We start from the raw sequence: 16042 nt of genomic DNA on the forward strand, positions 1-16042 counted from the left end.
CGAACGGAGGTGTGACCACATGTCTCGTATTGGTAAAAAGATTCTTGAAATCCCTGCAGGTGTTACTATTACAGTTGCAGAAGACAATACTGTAACAGTAAAAGGCCCTAAAGGTGAATTAACTCGTACTTTCAATGCTGATATGCTTATCAAAATTGAAGAGAATACATTAACAGTTGAGCGTCCATCTGAACAGAAGGAACACCGTGCATTACACGGTACAACTCGTGCTTTAATCGGAAACATGGTTGAAGGTGTAACTGCAGGTTTCGCACGCGGACTTGAATTAGTCGGTGTTGGTTACCGTGCTCAAAAACAAGGTGATAAACTTGTATTAAGCGTAGGTTATTCTCATCCAGTAGAAATGACTCCGGAAGCAGGTCTTGAAGTTGAAGTACCTGCACCAACTAAAATCGTAATCAAAGGTATCGACAAGCAACGTGTTGGCGAATTTGCTGCTAACATCCGTGCTGTACGTGCTCCTGAGCCTTATAAAGGTAAAGGTATTCGTTACGAAGGCGAAGTTGTTCGTCGTAAAGAAGGTAAAACTGCTAAGTAAACCCGTTAGGTGAGAGAAAGGAGTGACAAGAAAATGATCACTAAAGCTGATAAAAATGCGACTCGTAAGAAAAGACATGCACGTGTACGTGCTAAACTTACTGGTACTGCAGAGCGTCCACGTTTAAACGTGTTCCGTTCTAACCAACATATTTACGCTCAAGTTATTGACGATGTGAATGGTGTAACGTTAGTAAGTGCATCTACTCTTGATAAAGACCTTGCTCTTAACGGTACTAGCAACACTGAAGCTGCTACGAAAGTTGGAGAATCAGTTGCTAAGCGTGCTGTAGAGAAAGGCGTTAAAGAAGTAGTATTTGATCGCGGTGGTTACTTATACCATGGCCGTGTTAAAGCTCTAGCTGAAGCTGCTCGTGAGGCTGGATTACAATTTTAATGGTCAAAGGAGGGAAAATTGATGCATCGCATTGACCCAAGTAAATTAGAACTTGAAGAACGTGTAGTTACGATAAATCGTGTCGCGAAAGTTGTTAAGGGTGGTCGTCGTTTCCGCTTTGCTGCACTAGTTGTAGTTGGCGATAAAAACGGTCATGTTGGATTCGGTACTGGTAAAGCACAAGAGGTACCAGACGCAATTCGCAAAGCTATCGAAGACGCTAAGAAAAACTTAATCGCTGTACCATTAGTTGGTACAACAATTCCTCACACAATCAACGGTCACTTTGGAGCTGGTGAAGTATTCTTAAAACCTGCTGCTGAAGGTACTGGTGTTATTGCTGGTGGACCTGTTCGTGCGGTTCTTGAATTAGCTGGTGTACAAGATATTCTTTCGAAATCTCTTGGTTCTAACACACCAATCAACATGATTCGCGCTACTGTGAACGGATTAAGCGAACTTAAGCGCGCTGAAGATGTTGCAAAATTACGCGGTAAATCTGTAGAAGAGCTACTAGGTTAAGGAGGGAAAACAAATGGCGAAAAAGTTAGAAATTACCCTCACTCGTAGTGTAATTGGTCGTCCACAAGATCAACGTGCGACGGTAGAAGCTTTAGGTCTTAAAAAGTTGAATTCAACTGTAGTTAAGGAAGAAACTCCTGCTATTCTTGGTATGATCAACAAAGTTTCTCACCTTATAACTGTAAAAGAAGCTTAAGGATAACTCATTAATATAAGGAGGTGCCTGGGAATGAAACTTCATGAATTAAAACCTGCAGAAGGTTCTCGTAAAGTACGTAACCGTGTCGGTCGTGGTATCGGTTCTGGTAACGGTAAAACTGCTGGTAAAGGTCATAAAGGACAAAACGCACGTTCTGGTGGCGGTGTTCGTCTTGGCTTCGAAGGTGGTCAAACTCCATTATTCCGTCGTTTACCAAAACGCGGCTTCACAAACATTAACCGTAAAGAGTTTGCTATTGTAAACTTATCAACGTTAAATCGTTTTGAAGATGGTACAGAAGTAACACCTGAATTATTGCTGGAAACTGGCGTTATCAGCAAGTTAAACGACGGTGTTAAAATTCTTGCAAGCGGCGCAGTAGAGAAAAAACTAACTGTTAAAGCGCACAAGTTCTCTTCAAGTGCTAAAGAAGCAATTGAAGCAGCTGGCGGATCAGTTGAGGTGATCTAATGTTTCGTACAATCTCCAACTTTATGCGCGTTGCTGAGATAAGACGTAAAATATTATTCACTTTAGCGATGTTAATCGTATTCAGGATTGGCACGTTTATCCCCGTGCCATTTACAAATGGAGACGTACTGAAAGCACAAGATCAATTAAATGCTTTAGGTATTCTAAATACATTTGGCGGTGGAGCCTTGAAAAACTTCTCCATCTTTGCGATGGGAATCATGCCGTATATTACAGCATCCATCATCGTGCAATTATTGCAGATGGATGTTGTTCCTAAATTTTCGGAATGGTCGAAGCAAGGTGAAATGGGCCGTCGTAAGCTAACGCAATTCACGCGTTATTTTACAATTGTTCTTGCGTTTATTCAGGGGTTTGGTATGTCAATCGGTTTTAACGGTATGGTAGGTGGGCAATTAATTTTGAATCCTGGTTGGAGCACTTATTTATACATTGCTACGGTACTGACTGCTGGTACTGCATTTTTAATGTGGTTAGGTGAACAGATTACAGCTAAAGGTGTAGGTAATGGTATTTCCATCCTTATCTTTGGTGGTATTGCCGCAGCGATCCCAAGTGTTATATCTCAAGTGTATCAGCAACAGTTTCAAAATATCGGAGATCAATTGTTCATGAGTATCGTTAAAGTTGCATTGATCTTACTAGCTGTGCTAGCAGTTATTGTGGGTGTTATTTTCATTCAACAAGCTGTTAGAAAGATCCCAATTCAATATGCGAAGCGTGTAACAGGAGCGAATGGGAATCATGCTGGAGCACAAAACACTCATTTACCACTTAAGGTAAATAGTGCGGGTGTTATTCCAGTCATTTTTGCTGTTTCATTCTTAATTACACCACCAACTATTGCACAGTTCTTCCCGAAACATGATGTATCGCAGTGGATTATTGCAAACTTTAACTATTCTCACCCAGTGGGAATGATCATATATGTTGCGCTCATTGTAGCCTTCACATATTTCTATGCGTTTGTTCAGGTTAATCCAGAGCAAATGTCAGAGAATCTAAACAAGCAAGGTGGATATGTTCCAGGTATTCGTCCGGGTAAGAATACGGAACAATATCTAACAAAAATCTTGTATCGTTTGACCTTTGTAGGATCAATTTTCCTAGCAGCGATTGCAATCTTACCAGTTATCTTTACGAAATTGGGAAATCTTCCTCCATCTGCACAGATTGGTGGAACGAGTATGTTAATCGTTGTCGGCGTTGCTTTAGAAACAATGAAGCAGCTAGAAAGCCAACTGGTAAAACGCCATTACAAAGGGTTTATCAAGCAGTGAGTAAGTGGGAAGAAGTGTCTTCCCTACATGCTCATGTACTCTGAGGGGGAACAAGGATGAACTTAATTTTAATGGGGCTTCCTGGTGCTGGTAAAGGTACACAAGCCGAACAGATTGTTGCCAAGTATAACATCCCTCACATTTCAACAGGAGATATGTTCCGTGCAGCTATGAAGGCTGAAACTGAAATGGGTTTACAAGCTAAATCTTTTATTGATAAAGGTGCTCTTGTCCCAGATGAAGTTACAATCGGAATCGTTCGTGATCGTTTAAGCCAAGAAGACTGCGTAAGAGGATTCTTACTAGACGGTTTCCCACGAACTGTTGCACAAGCATCAGCTCTTGAAGAAATTATGAAAGATCTTGGCAAAAAAATCGACTATGTTTTAAACATTAATGTGGATTCAGGGTTGTTATTAAAACGTCTTACAGGCCGTCGCATTTGTAAAGAGTGCGGTGCGACTTACCACTTAGAATTCAATCCACCAGCGAAAGCTGATGTGTGCGATAAATGTGGTGGCGAATTATACCAACGCTCTGATGACAATGAAGAAACTGTAGCAAATCGTTTAGATGTAAATATTAAGCAAACAAAACCTTTGCTTGATTTCTATGAGGAGCTTGGTTACTTAGAAAGCATTAATGGTGAGCAAGATATCAATAAAGTATTTGCTGATATCGATGTTCTCATCGGAGGCTTAGCGTAATGATAATCTGCAAAACTCCTCGCGAGATAGAAATCATGCGAGAAGCTGGCAGGATCGTTGCTTTAACTCATCAAGAGTTGAAACAGCACATTACTCCAGGAATTACAACGAAAGAGCTCGATCAAATAGCGGAAAAGACGATTCAAAAATATGGTGCTACGCCATCTTTTAAAGGATACAACGGATTTCCGGGGAGCATATGTGCTTCTGTAAATGAAGAGCTTGTACACGGAATTCCAGGGAAGCGCAAGCTCAAAGAGGGCGATATCATCAGTATCGATATTGGTGCGAAATACAATGGGTACCATGGAGATTCTGCATGGACGTATCCAGTTGGAAACATTTCTGAATCTGTTCAAAAGCTACTTGATGTCACAGAAAAATCGTTGTATCTTGGTCTAGAACAAGTAAAACCAGGCGAAAGATTATCAAATATCTCACATGCGGTTCAAACCCATGCTGAAGAGAATGGATTCTCGATCGTTAGGGAGTATGTTGGTCACGGAATCGGGCAAGACTTACATGAGGACCCTCAAATCCCGCACTATGGTCCACCAAATAGAGGCCCTAGATTAAAGCCGGGAATGGTCATCTGTGTTGAGCCGATGGTGAATCAAGGAAGACGATATGTAAAAACACTATCTGATGACTGGACAGTGGTAACGGTAGATGGTAAATGGTGTGCCCATTTTGAGCACACGATTGCTCTTACAGAAGCAGGATACGAAATCCTTACCACTTTATAAGTAGCTGGCTCTCCGGGATTTCAGAGCAGTGTAAAATGTTACTGATTTGATGAAGGGAGAACTATTGAATGGCTAAAGATGATGTAATTGAAGTCGAAGGTACCGTTCTTGAAACGTTGCCAAATGCTATGTTCAAAGTAGAATTAGAGAATGGGCATGTCGTATTGGCTCACGTTTCTGGTAAAATCCGTATGAACTTCATTCGTATTTTACCAGGAGACAAAGTTACGGTAGAATTATCTCCGTACGATTTAAATCGTGGTCGTATTACGTACCGTTTTAAATAATATAGCACTCCGTAATCTTTAAGGAGGTTCGAGACATGAAAGTAAGACCGTCAGTTAAACCAATCTGCGAAAAATGTAAAGTTATTCGTAGACGTGGAAAAGTAATGGTTATTTGTGAAAACCCTAAACATAAACAAAAACAAGGTTAATCAGAAGGAGGTGCATTCAGAATGGCACGTATCGCAGGTGTAGATATTCCTCGAGACAAACGCGTTGTTATTTCTTTAACTTACGTATTCGGCATTGGTCGCACAACTGCTGAAAAAATTCTTACTGAAGCTGGTATTTCTTCAGAAACACGAGTTCGTGATTTAACGGAAGACGAATTAGGACGTATCCGTGATATCATCGATCGTATTAAAGTTGAGGGAGACCTTCGTCGTGAAGTATCTCTTAACATTAAACGTCTAATGGAGATCGGTTCTTACCGTGGTCTTCGTCACCGTCGTGGCTTACCAGTTCGTGGTCAAAACTCTAAAAACAATGCTCGTACACGTAAAGGTCCACGTCGTACAGTAGCAAATAAAAAGAAATAATAAGTAAAGGAGGTTGAACTAACAATGGCACGTAAAACAAACACTCGTAAAAAACGTGTGAAAAAGAATATCGAAGCTGGTATAGCTCATATTCGTTCTACTTTCAACAACACAATCGTAACACTTACAGATACTCACGGTAACGCACTTTCTTGGTCTAGTGCTGGTGCACTTGGTTTCCGTGGATCTCGTAAATCTACTCCATTCGCTGCGCAAATGGCTGCTGAAGCTGCTGCTAAAGTTGCAATGGAGCACGGTTTAAAAACTTTAGAGGTTACTGTTAAAGGTCCTGGTGCTGGTCGTGAAGCTGCAATTCGTGCTCTTCAAGCTGCAGGTCTAGAAGTAACAGCAATTAGAGATGTTACTCCAGTTCCTCATAATGGATGTCGTCCGCCAAAACGTCGTCGTGTGTAATTTTTCTGTATAGAATTTTCCCTTTTGTCTATAATGGATATGATGCATTATCGAGAAATTTCGTACAGAAACATCGCTTGTTGTGCACAATCGGGAACTGCCTAAGGGGGACTTTCGGTTAAACAGAGGTTATACCTTTGTTTAACCGGGGTTTCGACGTTTTGAAGGAGGGTTTAGTTAATGATTGAAATCGAAAAGCCGAAAATCGAAACGGTTGAACTTAACGAAGATGCTAAATATGGTAAATTCGTAATTGAACCGCTTGAGCGTGGATATGGTACTACTTTGGGTAACTCCTTACGTCGTATTCTTTTATCCTCACTCCCTGGTGCCGCTGTTACTGCTATCCAAATCGATGGCGTATTACATGAATTTTCAACAGTTGAGGGCGTAGTAGAAGACGTTACGACGATCATCTTAAACTTGAAAAAGTTAGCTCTTAAAATCTACTCTGAAGAAGAGAAGACGTTGGAAATTGATGTGCAGGGCGAAGGTATTGTCACAGCTGCTGATATTACTCACGATAGTGATGTAGAAATCTTAAATCCAGATTTACACATTGCAACGTTAGCAAAAGATGCGCATTTCCGCGTGCGTTTAACTGCAAAGCGTGGCCGTGGGTATACGCCAGCTGATGCAAATAAAAGCGAAGATCAACCAATAGGAGTAATTCCTATTGATTCTATTTATACTCCGGTATCACGTGTGACTTACCAAGTGGAAAAGACACGTGTCGGACAAGTGGCTAATTATGATAAGCTTACGCTTGATGTATGGACGGATGGAAGCATCGGGCCAAAAGAAGCTATCTCTTTAGGTGCCAAAATCTTAACTGAGCATTTAAATATCTTTGTTGGTTTAACTGACGAAGCACAAAATGCTGAGATTATGGTCGAGAAGGAAGAAGATCAAAAAGAGAAAGTTCTTGAGATGACTATCGAAGAACTAGATCTTTCTGTTCGTTCTTATAATTGCCTAAAACGTGCAGGAATTAATACTGTACAAGAGCTTGCGAACAAAACAGAAGAAGATATGATGAAAGTTCGTAACTTAGGACGTAAATCCTTAGAAGAAGTTAAACATAAACTTGAGGAATTAGGTTTAGGTTTACGTAAAGACGACTGAGGATTTAAACCCATCAACAAAGGAGGGAACTACGAATGGCATACAGAAAATTAGGCCGTACAAGTGCGCAACGTAAAGCTATGTTACGTGACTTAGCTACTGATTTAATTATCAACGAGCGCATCCAAACGACAGAAACTCGTGCAAAAGAACTTCGTTCTGTAGTGGAAAAAATGATCACTTTAGGTAAACGCGGAGATCTTCATGCTCGTCGTCAAGCAGCAGCTTTCATTCGCAATGAAGTAGCTAACGCTGAGACTGGTCAAGATGCACTTCAAAAATTATTCGCTGATGTAGCTCCACGCTATGCTGAGCGCCAAGGCGGATACACTCGTATTGCAAAAATTGGTCCACGTCGCGGAGACGCAGCACCAATGGTAATTATCGAGTTAGTATAATGATAATTAAAAGGGCAGGACAGTTCTTTTCAAGAAACTGGTCATGGCCCTTTTTTTTAAATATAAAAATAGGTTAATTTGGCGAAGGAAGGGTGCCTTGTATTGAAAAAAGAGAAACTTCGGACAGAAAATATATCATTTCAATATCCTGGGGCAGCCACTTATGCATTAAAAGATGTTTCATTTTCCTTATATGAGGGAGAGTGGGTATCTGTTATTGGACAAAACGGTTCCGGGAAGTCTACACTTGCAAAATTATTGAATGGTTTATTTTTACCGGAAGCAGGGACAATTACAGTAAACGATACAATGATTTTATCAGAGGAAACGGTATGGGATGTTCGAAAACAAATTGGAATGGTATTTCAAAATCCAGATAATCAATTTGTTGGAACAACAGTGCAAGATGATGTTGTATTTGGTTTAGAGAATATCGGAATGCCAAGAGAGCAGATGATAGAAAGATTAGAACAGGCCTTGCAACTTGTCCGTATGGAAGATTTTCTTAATGATGAGCCTCATTCGTTATCTGGTGGACAAAAGCAGCGAGTGGCAATAGCAGGTGTTTTAGCACTTCAGCCATCTATTTTAATACTAGATGAAGCAACTTCAATGTTAGACCCCCAAGGGAGACGTGAAGTAGTAGAAACGGTTAGACAACTTGTTAATGAAAAAGGTATTACTGTGTTATCAATTACGCATGATTTAGAAGAAGCGGCACAGTCAGACCGTGTCATTATTTTAAATAAGGGAGAGATATTAGAGGAAGGGACTCCAGAGCAAATTTTCAAGTCCTCTCATATGCTCCAAGAAATTGGATTAGATGTACCATTTTCAGTGAAAATAGCAGAATTATTAAAAAGAAATGAAATTCTCTTGCAAAATACGCATCTTACAATGGAAAGCTTGGTGAACGAACTTTGGAGATTACATTCCAAAAAGTAGAACATCGTTATCAATATAAAACTCCGTTTGAAAGACGCGCACTTTATGATGTGGACGTGTCGTTTCCAAGTGGGGGCTATTATGCCATTATCGGTCATACTGGTTCAGGTAAGTCGACGATGATTCAACATTTAAATGGTTTATTGCAGCCGACAAGTGGTACCGTTCAAATTGGTGAACATTTTATTTCGGCAGGAAAGAAAGAGAAAAAGCTAAAGCCACTACGTAAAAAAGTAGGGGTTGTCTTTCAATTCCCAGAACATCAGTTATTTGAAGAGACTGTGGAGAAAGACATTTGTTTCGGCCCCACTAATTTTGGAGTATCTGTAGAAGAAGCGAAGCAAAAGGCAAGAGAGGCAATTGAACTTGTAGGATTAGAACCAGAACTGTTAACACGTTCGCCATTTGAGTTAAGCGGTGGGCAAATGAGGCGTGTTGCGATAGCAGGCGTACTGGCGATGGAACCTGAAGTGCTTGTCTTAGATGAACCTACAGCTGGACTAGATCCTAAAGGGCAGAATGAACTTATGGAGATGTTTTATAAGCTTCATAAGGAGAAAGGCCTTACAGTTATCCTTGTAACGCATAATATGGAGGATGCTGCTAAGTATGCGCAGCAGATTGTAGTTATGCATAAAGGAACGGTCTTTTTGCAAGGAAGTGCAGAGGAAGTGTTTTCACATGCTGATGAACTAGAGAAAATTGGCGTGGATCTTCCTATGTCTTTAAAGTATAAACGTGCGATTGAAGAGAAGTTTGGTATTTCAATTCCAAAGGCTACCTTATCTTTAGAGGATCTTACTCATGAAGTTGTGCAGGTATTACGAAAAGGTGGTCATGAATCATGCAGCAGTTGATTATTGGAAGGTATATTCCAGGGAATTCGCTTATTCATCAACTTGATCCACGTACGAAGCTGCTGATTGTCTTTTTATATGTATTTGTTGTTTTCTTAGCAAATAATGCGATTTCATATGGATTTTTATTTTTATATGCACTCATTGCTTTATTTTTTGCAAAAGTGCCGATTCGTTATGTACTTTCGGGCTTAAAACCAATTCTATGGATTTTTCTTTTTACATTTTTCCTGCATATTTTTACAAATAAAGAAGGGGAAGTACTATTCCAGCTTGGTTGGTTTTCGATACATGAAAAAGGATTAGAGCAAGGGATATACATTTCTATACGATTCTTCGTTATTATTTTAATGACGACATTATTAACGCTAACGACGACACCTATTGAGATTACAGATGGTCTGGAGACGTTATTAAAGCCGTTGAAGCGTATAAAAGTTCCTGTTCATGAAATCGCATTAATGATGTCAATTTCTCTTCGTTTTATCCCGACGTTAATGGATGAAACGAGTAAAATAATGAAGGCACAAGCGTCACGTGGTATTGATTTCGCAGGGGGACCGATAAAAGATAGGATGAAAGCTATTATTTCACTACTTGTCCCTTTATTTATTAGTGCTTTTAAGCGTGCAGAGGACTTAGCAATTGCTATGGAAGCTCGTGGATATCAAAGTGGCGAAGGACGTACTAAATTTAGGCAACTACGCTGGAAAATAAGCGATACAGTAACGATTATAAGTTTACTTTGTTTAGCTTGGATTTTGGCATGGGTGCGATCGTAATGGAGAATAGAGAAATGGATAGAATAAAATGTACGGTTGCATATGATGGCATGCATTTTTGTGGTTATCAAATTCAGCCGCAGCATCGTACTGTTCAACAAGAGATAGAGAAAGCTTTGCAGAAATTGCATAAAGGAGAACTTGTTCGTGTTCAGGCATCGGGCAGGACGGATTCTACCGTTCATGCTAAAGGACAAGTCATACACTTTGATACACCGTTGTCTCTTGAAGAGTGGCAATGGAGTAATGCGTTAAACACAATGCTGCCAGATGATATTGTTATTAGACAGGTAGAGAAAAAAACAGAAGAATTTCATGCGCGATACGGTGTTGAGAGAAAAGAATATCGTTATCGTGTATTATTATCAAAGACTGCGGATGTATTCCGTAGAAATTATGTATATCAATATCCATATCCGCTCGAAATCAATTCTATAAGAAAAGCGATTCCTTATTTTATCGGAACGCATGATTTCACTTCTTTTTGTTCGGCAAAAACTGACAAAAAAGATAAAGTGCGAACAATTTATGAAATCGAGTTAATTGAGCAAGATGATGAATTAATTTTTCGTTTTGTAGGTAATGGATTTTTATATAATATGGTCAGAATTATTGTTGGTACGTTACTTAGCGTAGGGCAGGGAAAGCTTGATCCTGATAGCATTCCAGAGATTTTAGCGAAACAAAATCGTCAGTTTGCTGGAAAGATGGCTCCAGGTCATGGGCTTTATTTATGGCAGGTAAACTATAACAACTAATCCTGGTGTAACATTTGCTTGACATTAGAAACTCAAAAGTATATCATAACATATGGTATTGTTTCTAAAACCACGATTAGCCCCGGAAGGAAATCGTGTTTAAGATAAACAATAGATTTTTTCTATGGAAAAGATAACGAGGAGGGAAACACATGCGTACGACTTTTATGGCAAAAGCTAACGAAGTTGAGCGTAAATGGTATGTGGTTGATGCTGAAGGTCAAACTTTAGGTCGCCTTGCTAGTGAAGTAGCATCCATTTTACGTGGTAAAAACAAACCTACATTTACACCACACGTTGACACGGGTGATCATGTAATTATTATTAACGCTGAGAAAATTCATTTAACAGGTAATAAATTAAACGATAAAATTTACTACCGTCACACTAACCACCCAGGTGGACTTAAACAAAGAACAGCTCTAGAAATGCGTACAAACTACCCTGTACAAATGTTAGAGCTTGCAATTAAAGGCATGCTTCCAAAAGGACGCTTAGGCCGTCAAGTTTCTAAGAAACTAAACGTGTATGCTGGAGCAGAGCATCCACACCAAGCACAAAAACCAGAAGTTTACGAACTTCGCGGATAATCAATTAAAGGAGGGCTTACTTTGGCACAGGTTCAATACTATGGCACTGGACGTCGTAAGAGTTCAGTAGCGCGCGTACGCCTAGTTCCAGGCGAAGGACGCGTTATCATTAACGGTCGTGATTTTGAAAACTATATCCCATTTGCTGCATTACGTGAAGTAGTGAAACAACCTCTAGTTGCAACAGAAACTTTAGGTAACTACGATGTACTTGTAAACGTAAATGGTGGTGGATACACTGGTCAAGCTGGTGCTATTCGTCACGGTATTTCTCGCGCTTTATTAAAAGCTGATCCAGAATACCGTCTAACACTAAAACGTGCAGGTCTATTAACTCGTGACGCACGTATGAAAGAGCGTAAAAAATACGGTCTTAAAGGCGCACGTCGTGCACCTCAGTTCTCAAAACGTTAATTTTTGCGAACTACAACCCCAACCATTTTGGTTGGGGTTTTTTTATGTTTCATGCTTCTTTTGTAATTTTTGTAGTTTGGAATATTTTAGTGCTATCCTCTCGCGTATGCTTCTTCTTTAGAAGTTTAGACTAATACGTATTAGGGAGGTTTATGAGTACTATGAATGTCATTGTCAGCTTACAAGAAAAACAAAAAGAAAAGCAGTTGAAATATGAACGCAAGATGCTGCGGGAATTATCGTTAAAAACATTACGTTCAAATATTAGGGATGCCTTTCAGATGCAGGAACTTCATCGTCAGTATGAAGATTACTGCATTGAATTAGGGATAGAATCGTATTTATTAGGAGCGAGGTATAGTAAATTTGGTTATTATGGTGAATCGTTCTTTGATGTGAAATATAGAGCCTTAGAAGAAGAGCAACAATTAACGGAAACGTTATTTCAATTTTTAACGAGCATGACTATGCGGGAAATTAAGTTACAAGATGAGGAATTACTTTTTGAATCTTGCCAGCAGTTTATCGGCTTATGGTGGCAGGAAGGGTATGAAAAAGGTGAAAGAAGATATCGTTTAAAGCTTCATTAAGACAAGCATAAACTTTCCTCTTGTCCCATATAAGTAATTAGAGGGACTAGCTGGAGGAGGAAAGGTATGAAGAGAATTCGAATTATCTCTTTTGCACTCGCTGCGGTTGTTTTGTTTTTTTTAGTCAAACAAGAGTTTCAAATTACAAAATCGTGGCGAGCTTGGAATTTACCCTTATCAGGGAAAGTAATTGTATTAGATGCTGGGCATGGTGGACCAGACGGAGGGGCTGTTGGTGGAAAGGATATTGTAGAAAAAGATATTACGCTTGAGATTACAAAGAAGGTACAAGATTATTTACAAGAACAAGGTGCGCTAGTTATTTTAACACGTGATGGAGATTATGATTTAGCTCAGAAAGATACAAAGTCATATAGTAGACGTAAAGCAGAAGACTTAAAAAAGCGTGTAGAGATCATTAATAAACCTGATGTAGACTTTTTTGCAAGTATTCATTTAAATGCTTTAACGAGTAGTGGATCAAAAGGCGCACAAACGTTCTATTACCGTTCTTCGATTGAAAATGAACGTGCTGCGAAATTTATCCAAGCTGAATTGAGAACGAGTTTAGAGAATACGAATCGTTCTGCTAAAACAATTTCCCATGTGTATTTATTAAAGTATGCGAAAACACCAGGCGCTTTAATTGAAGCTGGCTTTTTATCGAATGTAAATGAAAGGTATATGTTAAATTCGGAGAAATATCAGCAAAAGGTAGCGGCTGCAGTATATCGTGGTATATTACGTTATTTCACGGAAAAAGGAAATCCTCCAGAATAAGGAGGATTTTTTGAGTTTCTCTCGTTAACGAAGTTTTCCGAAAATATGTTATACTGGAAATGTAAACGCATTTATTTCGAAAGTAAAGAGAGATAAATTTAATTAACATTACGTTATTTTTCATACAGGGGGTTGGGCTAATTATGGTAACGAAAGAGCAAGTAGTGGAAGCGTTAGAAGGGATTGTAGATCCGTTTTTACATAAAACGTTAAAAGAAACAGGTGCAATTAAAGAGGTAACAGTCAAGCCTGAGAAGGAACATGTAAGTGTGAAAATTGCAATTGTAAAAACCGGTACAGCGGAACAAATGCAGTTGCAATCTGGAATTGTAAAATTAGTAAAAGAACTAGGGGCAGCAACAGTAGGGCTTCGCTTTGCAGAATTTACAGAAGAGGAATTAGCTCAGTTTGCACCGGAACAGGAAGAAGAGCAAAATGAATCTTTATTGTCACCAAATTCAAAAACGACATTTTTAGCAGTAGCGAGTGGAAAAGGTGGAGTCGGAAAATCAACAGTTTCTGTTAACCTTGCCATTGCTTTAGCTCGTCTAGGGAAAAAGGTTGGTATAATTGATGCCGATATTTATGGTTTTAGCGTACCGGATATGATGGGGATAGAAAAACGTCCTGTTGTACGAGGAGATAAAATAATTCCAGTGGAGCGTCTAGGTGTAAAGGTAATCTCAATGGGATTCTTTGTAGAAGATAATGCACCGGTTATTTGGAGAGGGCCTATGCTTGGGAAAATGTTAAATCATTTCTTTACAGAAGTGGAGTGGGGCGATTTAGACTATTTAGTTTTAGATTTACCACCGGGTACAGGTGATGTTGCGTTAGATTTACATTCAATGTTACCGGCTTGTAAAGAGATTATTGTAACAACGCCGCATCCAACAGCGGCATTTGTGGCAGCGCGTGCTGGAGCTATGGCTTTACGTACAGAACATAGTATTCTTGGGGTTGTTGAAAATATGGCTTATTTCGAAAGTAAAACAACCGGTGAAAAAGAATATGTGTTCGGAAGAGGTGGAGGAGATAAATTAGCTACAGAACTTCAAACAGAAGTACTTGGCAGAATCCCGCTTCAACAACCCGATTGGAATAAAGAAGACTTTGCACCGTCAGTATATGAAGATACACATACGACAGGTCTTATTTATCGCACGATAGCTGAGACAGTAATTGATAAAACAGCTGTTGCACAAAAATAAAATAATAATGAGTGGGCGATACATATATTGTCCACTCATTATTATCGTTATTATTTTTACTGCTGTTCCTTTTTACCGTCTTGGGAACCACCCTCACCGCCTGCTTCTTTCTTATCGGATCCACTTTTTTCAGCTTTTTGTACACCTTTACTAATAATATCAATCATCTTAGCTTGGAAAAGTGGGCTTTCAGCAGTTTCTGTTAGTACTTGTTGTAAATATTGACGGTATTCTTTGCTCTTCATTGTTTGTAACATCATTTTTTCTACTTCAGGGTTTTTCATAATTTCTATAACGCCTGCTTGGTATTCAGGGTCTTTTAGTAATGTTTTCATTAAGGTTGTTTGTTCTTTCCCCATACTTTTAGCAAATTTTGATGAGAACTCAGGGTCTTTAAAGAGCTTTTCCCAGAATTGTTGCCCTTTGTCGGAGACCATTGCATCTTCAATCGTTTTCTTTACTACTGTTTCATCTAGTATGAGTGCTTGTTTCATTTTTTCATCAGTTAATACATCTTGAATGGCTTTCTTACCTTGATCGGTTTTTAAGATATCAACAATCATTTTCTTCGTTTGATCATAATCAAGTTCGGACTTTGCTTCTTTTTCTTGTGCACATGCTACAAGTACAAGTAATAGAAAAGAAGAAGTCAAAACGAGCAGCATCCGTTTCATAAGTTGGAACTCCTTTCAGCACAGTTCTCTCTTTTTAATATAAATATCTTTAGGGAATTTATACATGAACATGGCTAGCTTTTTGAAATTGTCATTGATACAATTTAATTAGAAATATAAGGATAATGGGGGATGTGTTGTGAATAGCCGCAAGTGGGTACGACTATTTTTTACGACGTTGTTTCTTGGTGGGATTAGCACGGTCATAATTGGGTTTGTTTTAGAGTGGGACAAGTACGCTAAATTTTTTCAAAATTTCGACGGAAAAGAAATTTTAGCAGTTTCCTTTTGGTTGATGGGTGTAGGATTTATTTTTAGTGTTATAAGTCAGATGGGATTCTTTGCTTATTTAACAATCCATCGTTTTGGGTTAGGTATGTTCCGTTCACCATCTTTATGGAATGCAGTCCAGCTCTTCTTTATTGCATTTGTTTTGTTTGATTTCGTGTATTTAAGATCTGTATTGATTGCAAATGGGGAAGTTTCATTAGGGAATAACATACTTGTTGCTGGTGTGTTATTTACGTTTGGGGCTATTGTTGCCTACATAAAAAGTAAGGAAACAAATAAAAAGGCATTTGTGCCCGCTTTGTTCTTTATGGTTGTTGTAACAATTCTTGAATGGGTACCAGCTCTTCGAATTAATGATACAGACTGGTTATATTTAATGGTGATACCACTTTTATTATGTAATGCATATCAGTTACTTATATTACATCGTTTAATTGGGAAGACGAGTAAGTCGGCCTAATGAAGATAGTTTTTAAGTAGAGTAGTTGT

The 16042-nt window shown here is 39.0% G+C and carries 25 protein-coding genes; 24 read left to right on the forward strand and 1 reads right to left on the reverse strand.

Annotation, left to right across the window (positions count from 1 at the left end):
- Positions 1-19: 19 nt before the first annotated feature.
- The 23 genes from rplF to ATN06_RS00955 all read left to right on the forward strand — a co-directional run bounded on the left by rplF (position 20) and on the right by ATN06_RS00955 (position 14588).
- Positions 20-559 (forward strand): 50S ribosomal protein L6, encoded by a 540-nt coding sequence (rplF, locus tag ATN06_RS00845; protein WP_000086556.1) that lies wholly within the window; start codon positions 20-22, stop codon positions 557-559.
- A gap of 33 nt (positions 560-592) precedes the next feature.
- Complete coding sequence (gene rplR, locus ATN06_RS00850) at positions 593-955, forward strand: 50S ribosomal protein L18 (RefSeq protein ID WP_000628818.1); 363 nt, start codon at positions 593-595, stop codon at positions 953-955.
- A gap of 21 nt (positions 956-976) precedes the next feature.
- The gene (gene rpsE / locus ATN06_RS00855; RefSeq protein ID WP_000554646.1) at positions 977-1477 is read left to right on the forward strand and encodes a 30S ribosomal protein S5; all 501 of its coding nucleotides are present in this window, start codon (positions 977-979) and stop codon (positions 1475-1477) included.
- 13 nt (positions 1478-1490) lie between these two features.
- Complete coding sequence (gene rpmD / locus ATN06_RS00860; RefSeq protein ID WP_001085231.1) at positions 1491-1673, forward strand: 50S ribosomal protein L30; 183 nt, start codon at positions 1491-1493, stop codon at positions 1671-1673.
- Between the two features lie 33 nt (positions 1674-1706).
- Entirely contained in the window at positions 1707-2147 is a 441-nt protein-coding gene (gene rplO, locus ATN06_RS00865) for a 50S ribosomal protein L15 (RefSeq protein ID WP_000766080.1), read from the forward strand.
- On the forward strand, positions 2147-3448 hold the full coding sequence (gene secY, locus ATN06_RS00870; protein ID WP_060629212.1) for a preprotein translocase subunit SecY: 1302 nt from the start codon (positions 2147-2149) through the stop codon (positions 3446-3448). Before rplO ends, secY begins: the two co-directional genes overlap by 1 nt.
- A 56-nt stretch (positions 3449-3504) precedes the next feature.
- Positions 3505-4155 carry an adenylate kinase gene (locus tag ATN06_RS00875; RefSeq protein ID WP_060629213.1) on the forward strand — a complete coding sequence of 217 codons (651 nt, stop codon included), beginning with the start codon at positions 3505-3507 and terminating at the stop codon, positions 4153-4155.
- Positions 4155-4901 carry a type I methionyl aminopeptidase gene (gene map / locus ATN06_RS00880; protein WP_000582539.1) on the forward strand — a complete coding sequence of 249 codons (747 nt, stop codon included), beginning with the start codon at positions 4155-4157 and terminating at the stop codon, positions 4899-4901. The genes ATN06_RS00875 and map overlap by 1 nt, the downstream gene beginning before the upstream one ends.
- Before the next feature lie 68 nt (positions 4902-4969).
- A complete protein-coding gene (infA, locus tag ATN06_RS00885; protein ID WP_001029884.1) occupies positions 4970-5188 on the forward strand; it encodes a translation initiation factor IF-1 in 219 nt (72 codons plus the stop codon).
- 35 nt (positions 5189-5223) lie between these two features.
- The gene (gene rpmJ / locus ATN06_RS00890) at positions 5224-5337 is read left to right on the forward strand and encodes a 50S ribosomal protein L36 (RefSeq protein ID WP_000868344.1); all 114 of its coding nucleotides are present in this window, start codon (positions 5224-5226) and stop codon (positions 5335-5337) included.
- A gap of 21 nt (positions 5338-5358) precedes the next feature.
- Positions 5359-5724, forward strand: coding sequence for a 30S ribosomal protein S13 (gene rpsM, locus ATN06_RS00895; RefSeq protein ID WP_000090790.1), 366 nt, complete (start codon positions 5359-5361; stop codon positions 5722-5724).
- 24 nt (positions 5725-5748) lie between these two features.
- Positions 5749-6138, forward strand: coding sequence for a 30S ribosomal protein S11 (rpsK, locus tag ATN06_RS00900; protein ID WP_000101797.1), 390 nt, complete (start codon positions 5749-5751; stop codon positions 6136-6138).
- A gap of 180 nt (positions 6139-6318) precedes the next feature.
- On the forward strand, positions 6319-7263 hold the full coding sequence (locus ATN06_RS00905) for a DNA-directed RNA polymerase subunit alpha (protein WP_000569643.1): 945 nt from the start codon (positions 6319-6321) through the stop codon (positions 7261-7263).
- Between the two features lie 35 nt (positions 7264-7298).
- Positions 7299-7661: a 50S ribosomal protein L17 gene (gene rplQ, locus ATN06_RS00910; RefSeq protein ID WP_000331490.1), complete on the forward strand. Its 363-nt coding sequence runs from the start codon at positions 7299-7301 to the stop codon at positions 7659-7661.
- Between the two features lie 102 nt (positions 7662-7763).
- Entirely contained in the window at positions 7764-8606 is an 843-nt protein-coding gene (locus ATN06_RS00915; RefSeq protein WP_060629214.1) for an energy-coupling factor ABC transporter ATP-binding protein, read from the forward strand.
- The gene (locus ATN06_RS00920; RefSeq protein WP_060629215.1) at positions 8582-9463 is read left to right on the forward strand and encodes an energy-coupling factor ABC transporter ATP-binding protein; all 882 of its coding nucleotides are present in this window, start codon (positions 8582-8584) and stop codon (positions 9461-9463) included. Before ATN06_RS00915 ends, ATN06_RS00920 begins: the two co-directional genes overlap by 25 nt.
- A complete protein-coding gene (locus tag ATN06_RS00925) occupies positions 9451-10245 on the forward strand; it encodes an energy-coupling factor transporter transmembrane component T family protein (protein ID WP_060629216.1) in 795 nt (264 codons plus the stop codon). The genes ATN06_RS00920 and ATN06_RS00925 overlap by 13 nt, the downstream gene beginning before the upstream one ends.
- A 14-nt stretch (positions 10246-10259) precedes the next feature.
- Positions 10260-11003, forward strand: a complete 744-nt coding sequence (gene truA, locus ATN06_RS00930; protein WP_060633077.1) for a tRNA pseudouridine(38-40) synthase TruA — start codon at positions 10260-10262, stop codon at positions 11001-11003.
- 152 nt (positions 11004-11155) lie between these two features.
- The gene (gene rplM, locus ATN06_RS00935) at positions 11156-11593 is read left to right on the forward strand and encodes a 50S ribosomal protein L13 (protein WP_001260793.1); all 438 of its coding nucleotides are present in this window, start codon (positions 11156-11158) and stop codon (positions 11591-11593) included.
- A 21-nt stretch (positions 11594-11614) separates the two neighbouring features.
- Positions 11615-12007 (forward strand): 30S ribosomal protein S9, encoded by a 393-nt coding sequence (gene rpsI, locus ATN06_RS00940; protein WP_000079986.1) that lies wholly within the window; start codon positions 11615-11617, stop codon positions 12005-12007.
- Positions 12008-12168: 161 nt separating this feature from the next.
- The gene (locus ATN06_RS00945) at positions 12169-12597 is read left to right on the forward strand and encodes a YbaK family protein (protein WP_001101006.1); all 429 of its coding nucleotides are present in this window, start codon (positions 12169-12171) and stop codon (positions 12595-12597) included.
- 66 nt (positions 12598-12663) lie between these two features.
- Positions 12664-13377, forward strand: coding sequence for an N-acetylmuramoyl-L-alanine amidase CwlD (gene cwlD, locus ATN06_RS00950; protein WP_060629217.1), 714 nt, complete (start codon positions 12664-12666; stop codon positions 13375-13377).
- A gap of 143 nt (positions 13378-13520) precedes the next feature.
- A complete protein-coding gene (locus tag ATN06_RS00955; protein ID WP_016089666.1) occupies positions 13521-14588 on the forward strand; it encodes an Mrp/NBP35 family ATP-binding protein in 1068 nt (355 codons plus the stop codon).
- Positions 14589-14644: 56 nt separating this feature from the next.
- On the opposite strand, the gene gerD is transcribed toward ATN06_RS00955, so the two are convergent.
- Positions 14645-15262: a spore germination protein GerD gene (gene gerD / locus ATN06_RS00960; RefSeq protein ID WP_060629218.1), complete on the reverse strand. Its 618-nt coding sequence runs from the start codon at positions 15260-15262 to the stop codon at positions 14645-14647.
- A 139-nt stretch (positions 15263-15401) separates the two neighbouring features.
- On the opposite strand from gerD, the gene kbaA reads away from it, so the two are divergent.
- The gene (gene kbaA, locus ATN06_RS00965) at positions 15402-16013 is read left to right on the forward strand and encodes a KinB signaling pathway activation protein KbaA (protein WP_060629219.1); all 612 of its coding nucleotides are present in this window, start codon (positions 15402-15404) and stop codon (positions 16011-16013) included.
- Positions 16014-16042: the final 29 nt, after the last annotated feature.

It is taken from the genome of Bacillus thuringiensis (assembly GCF_001455345.1).
Taxonomy (GTDB): Bacteria; Bacillota; Bacilli; order Bacillales; family Bacillaceae_G; genus Bacillus_A; species Bacillus_A thuringiensis_N.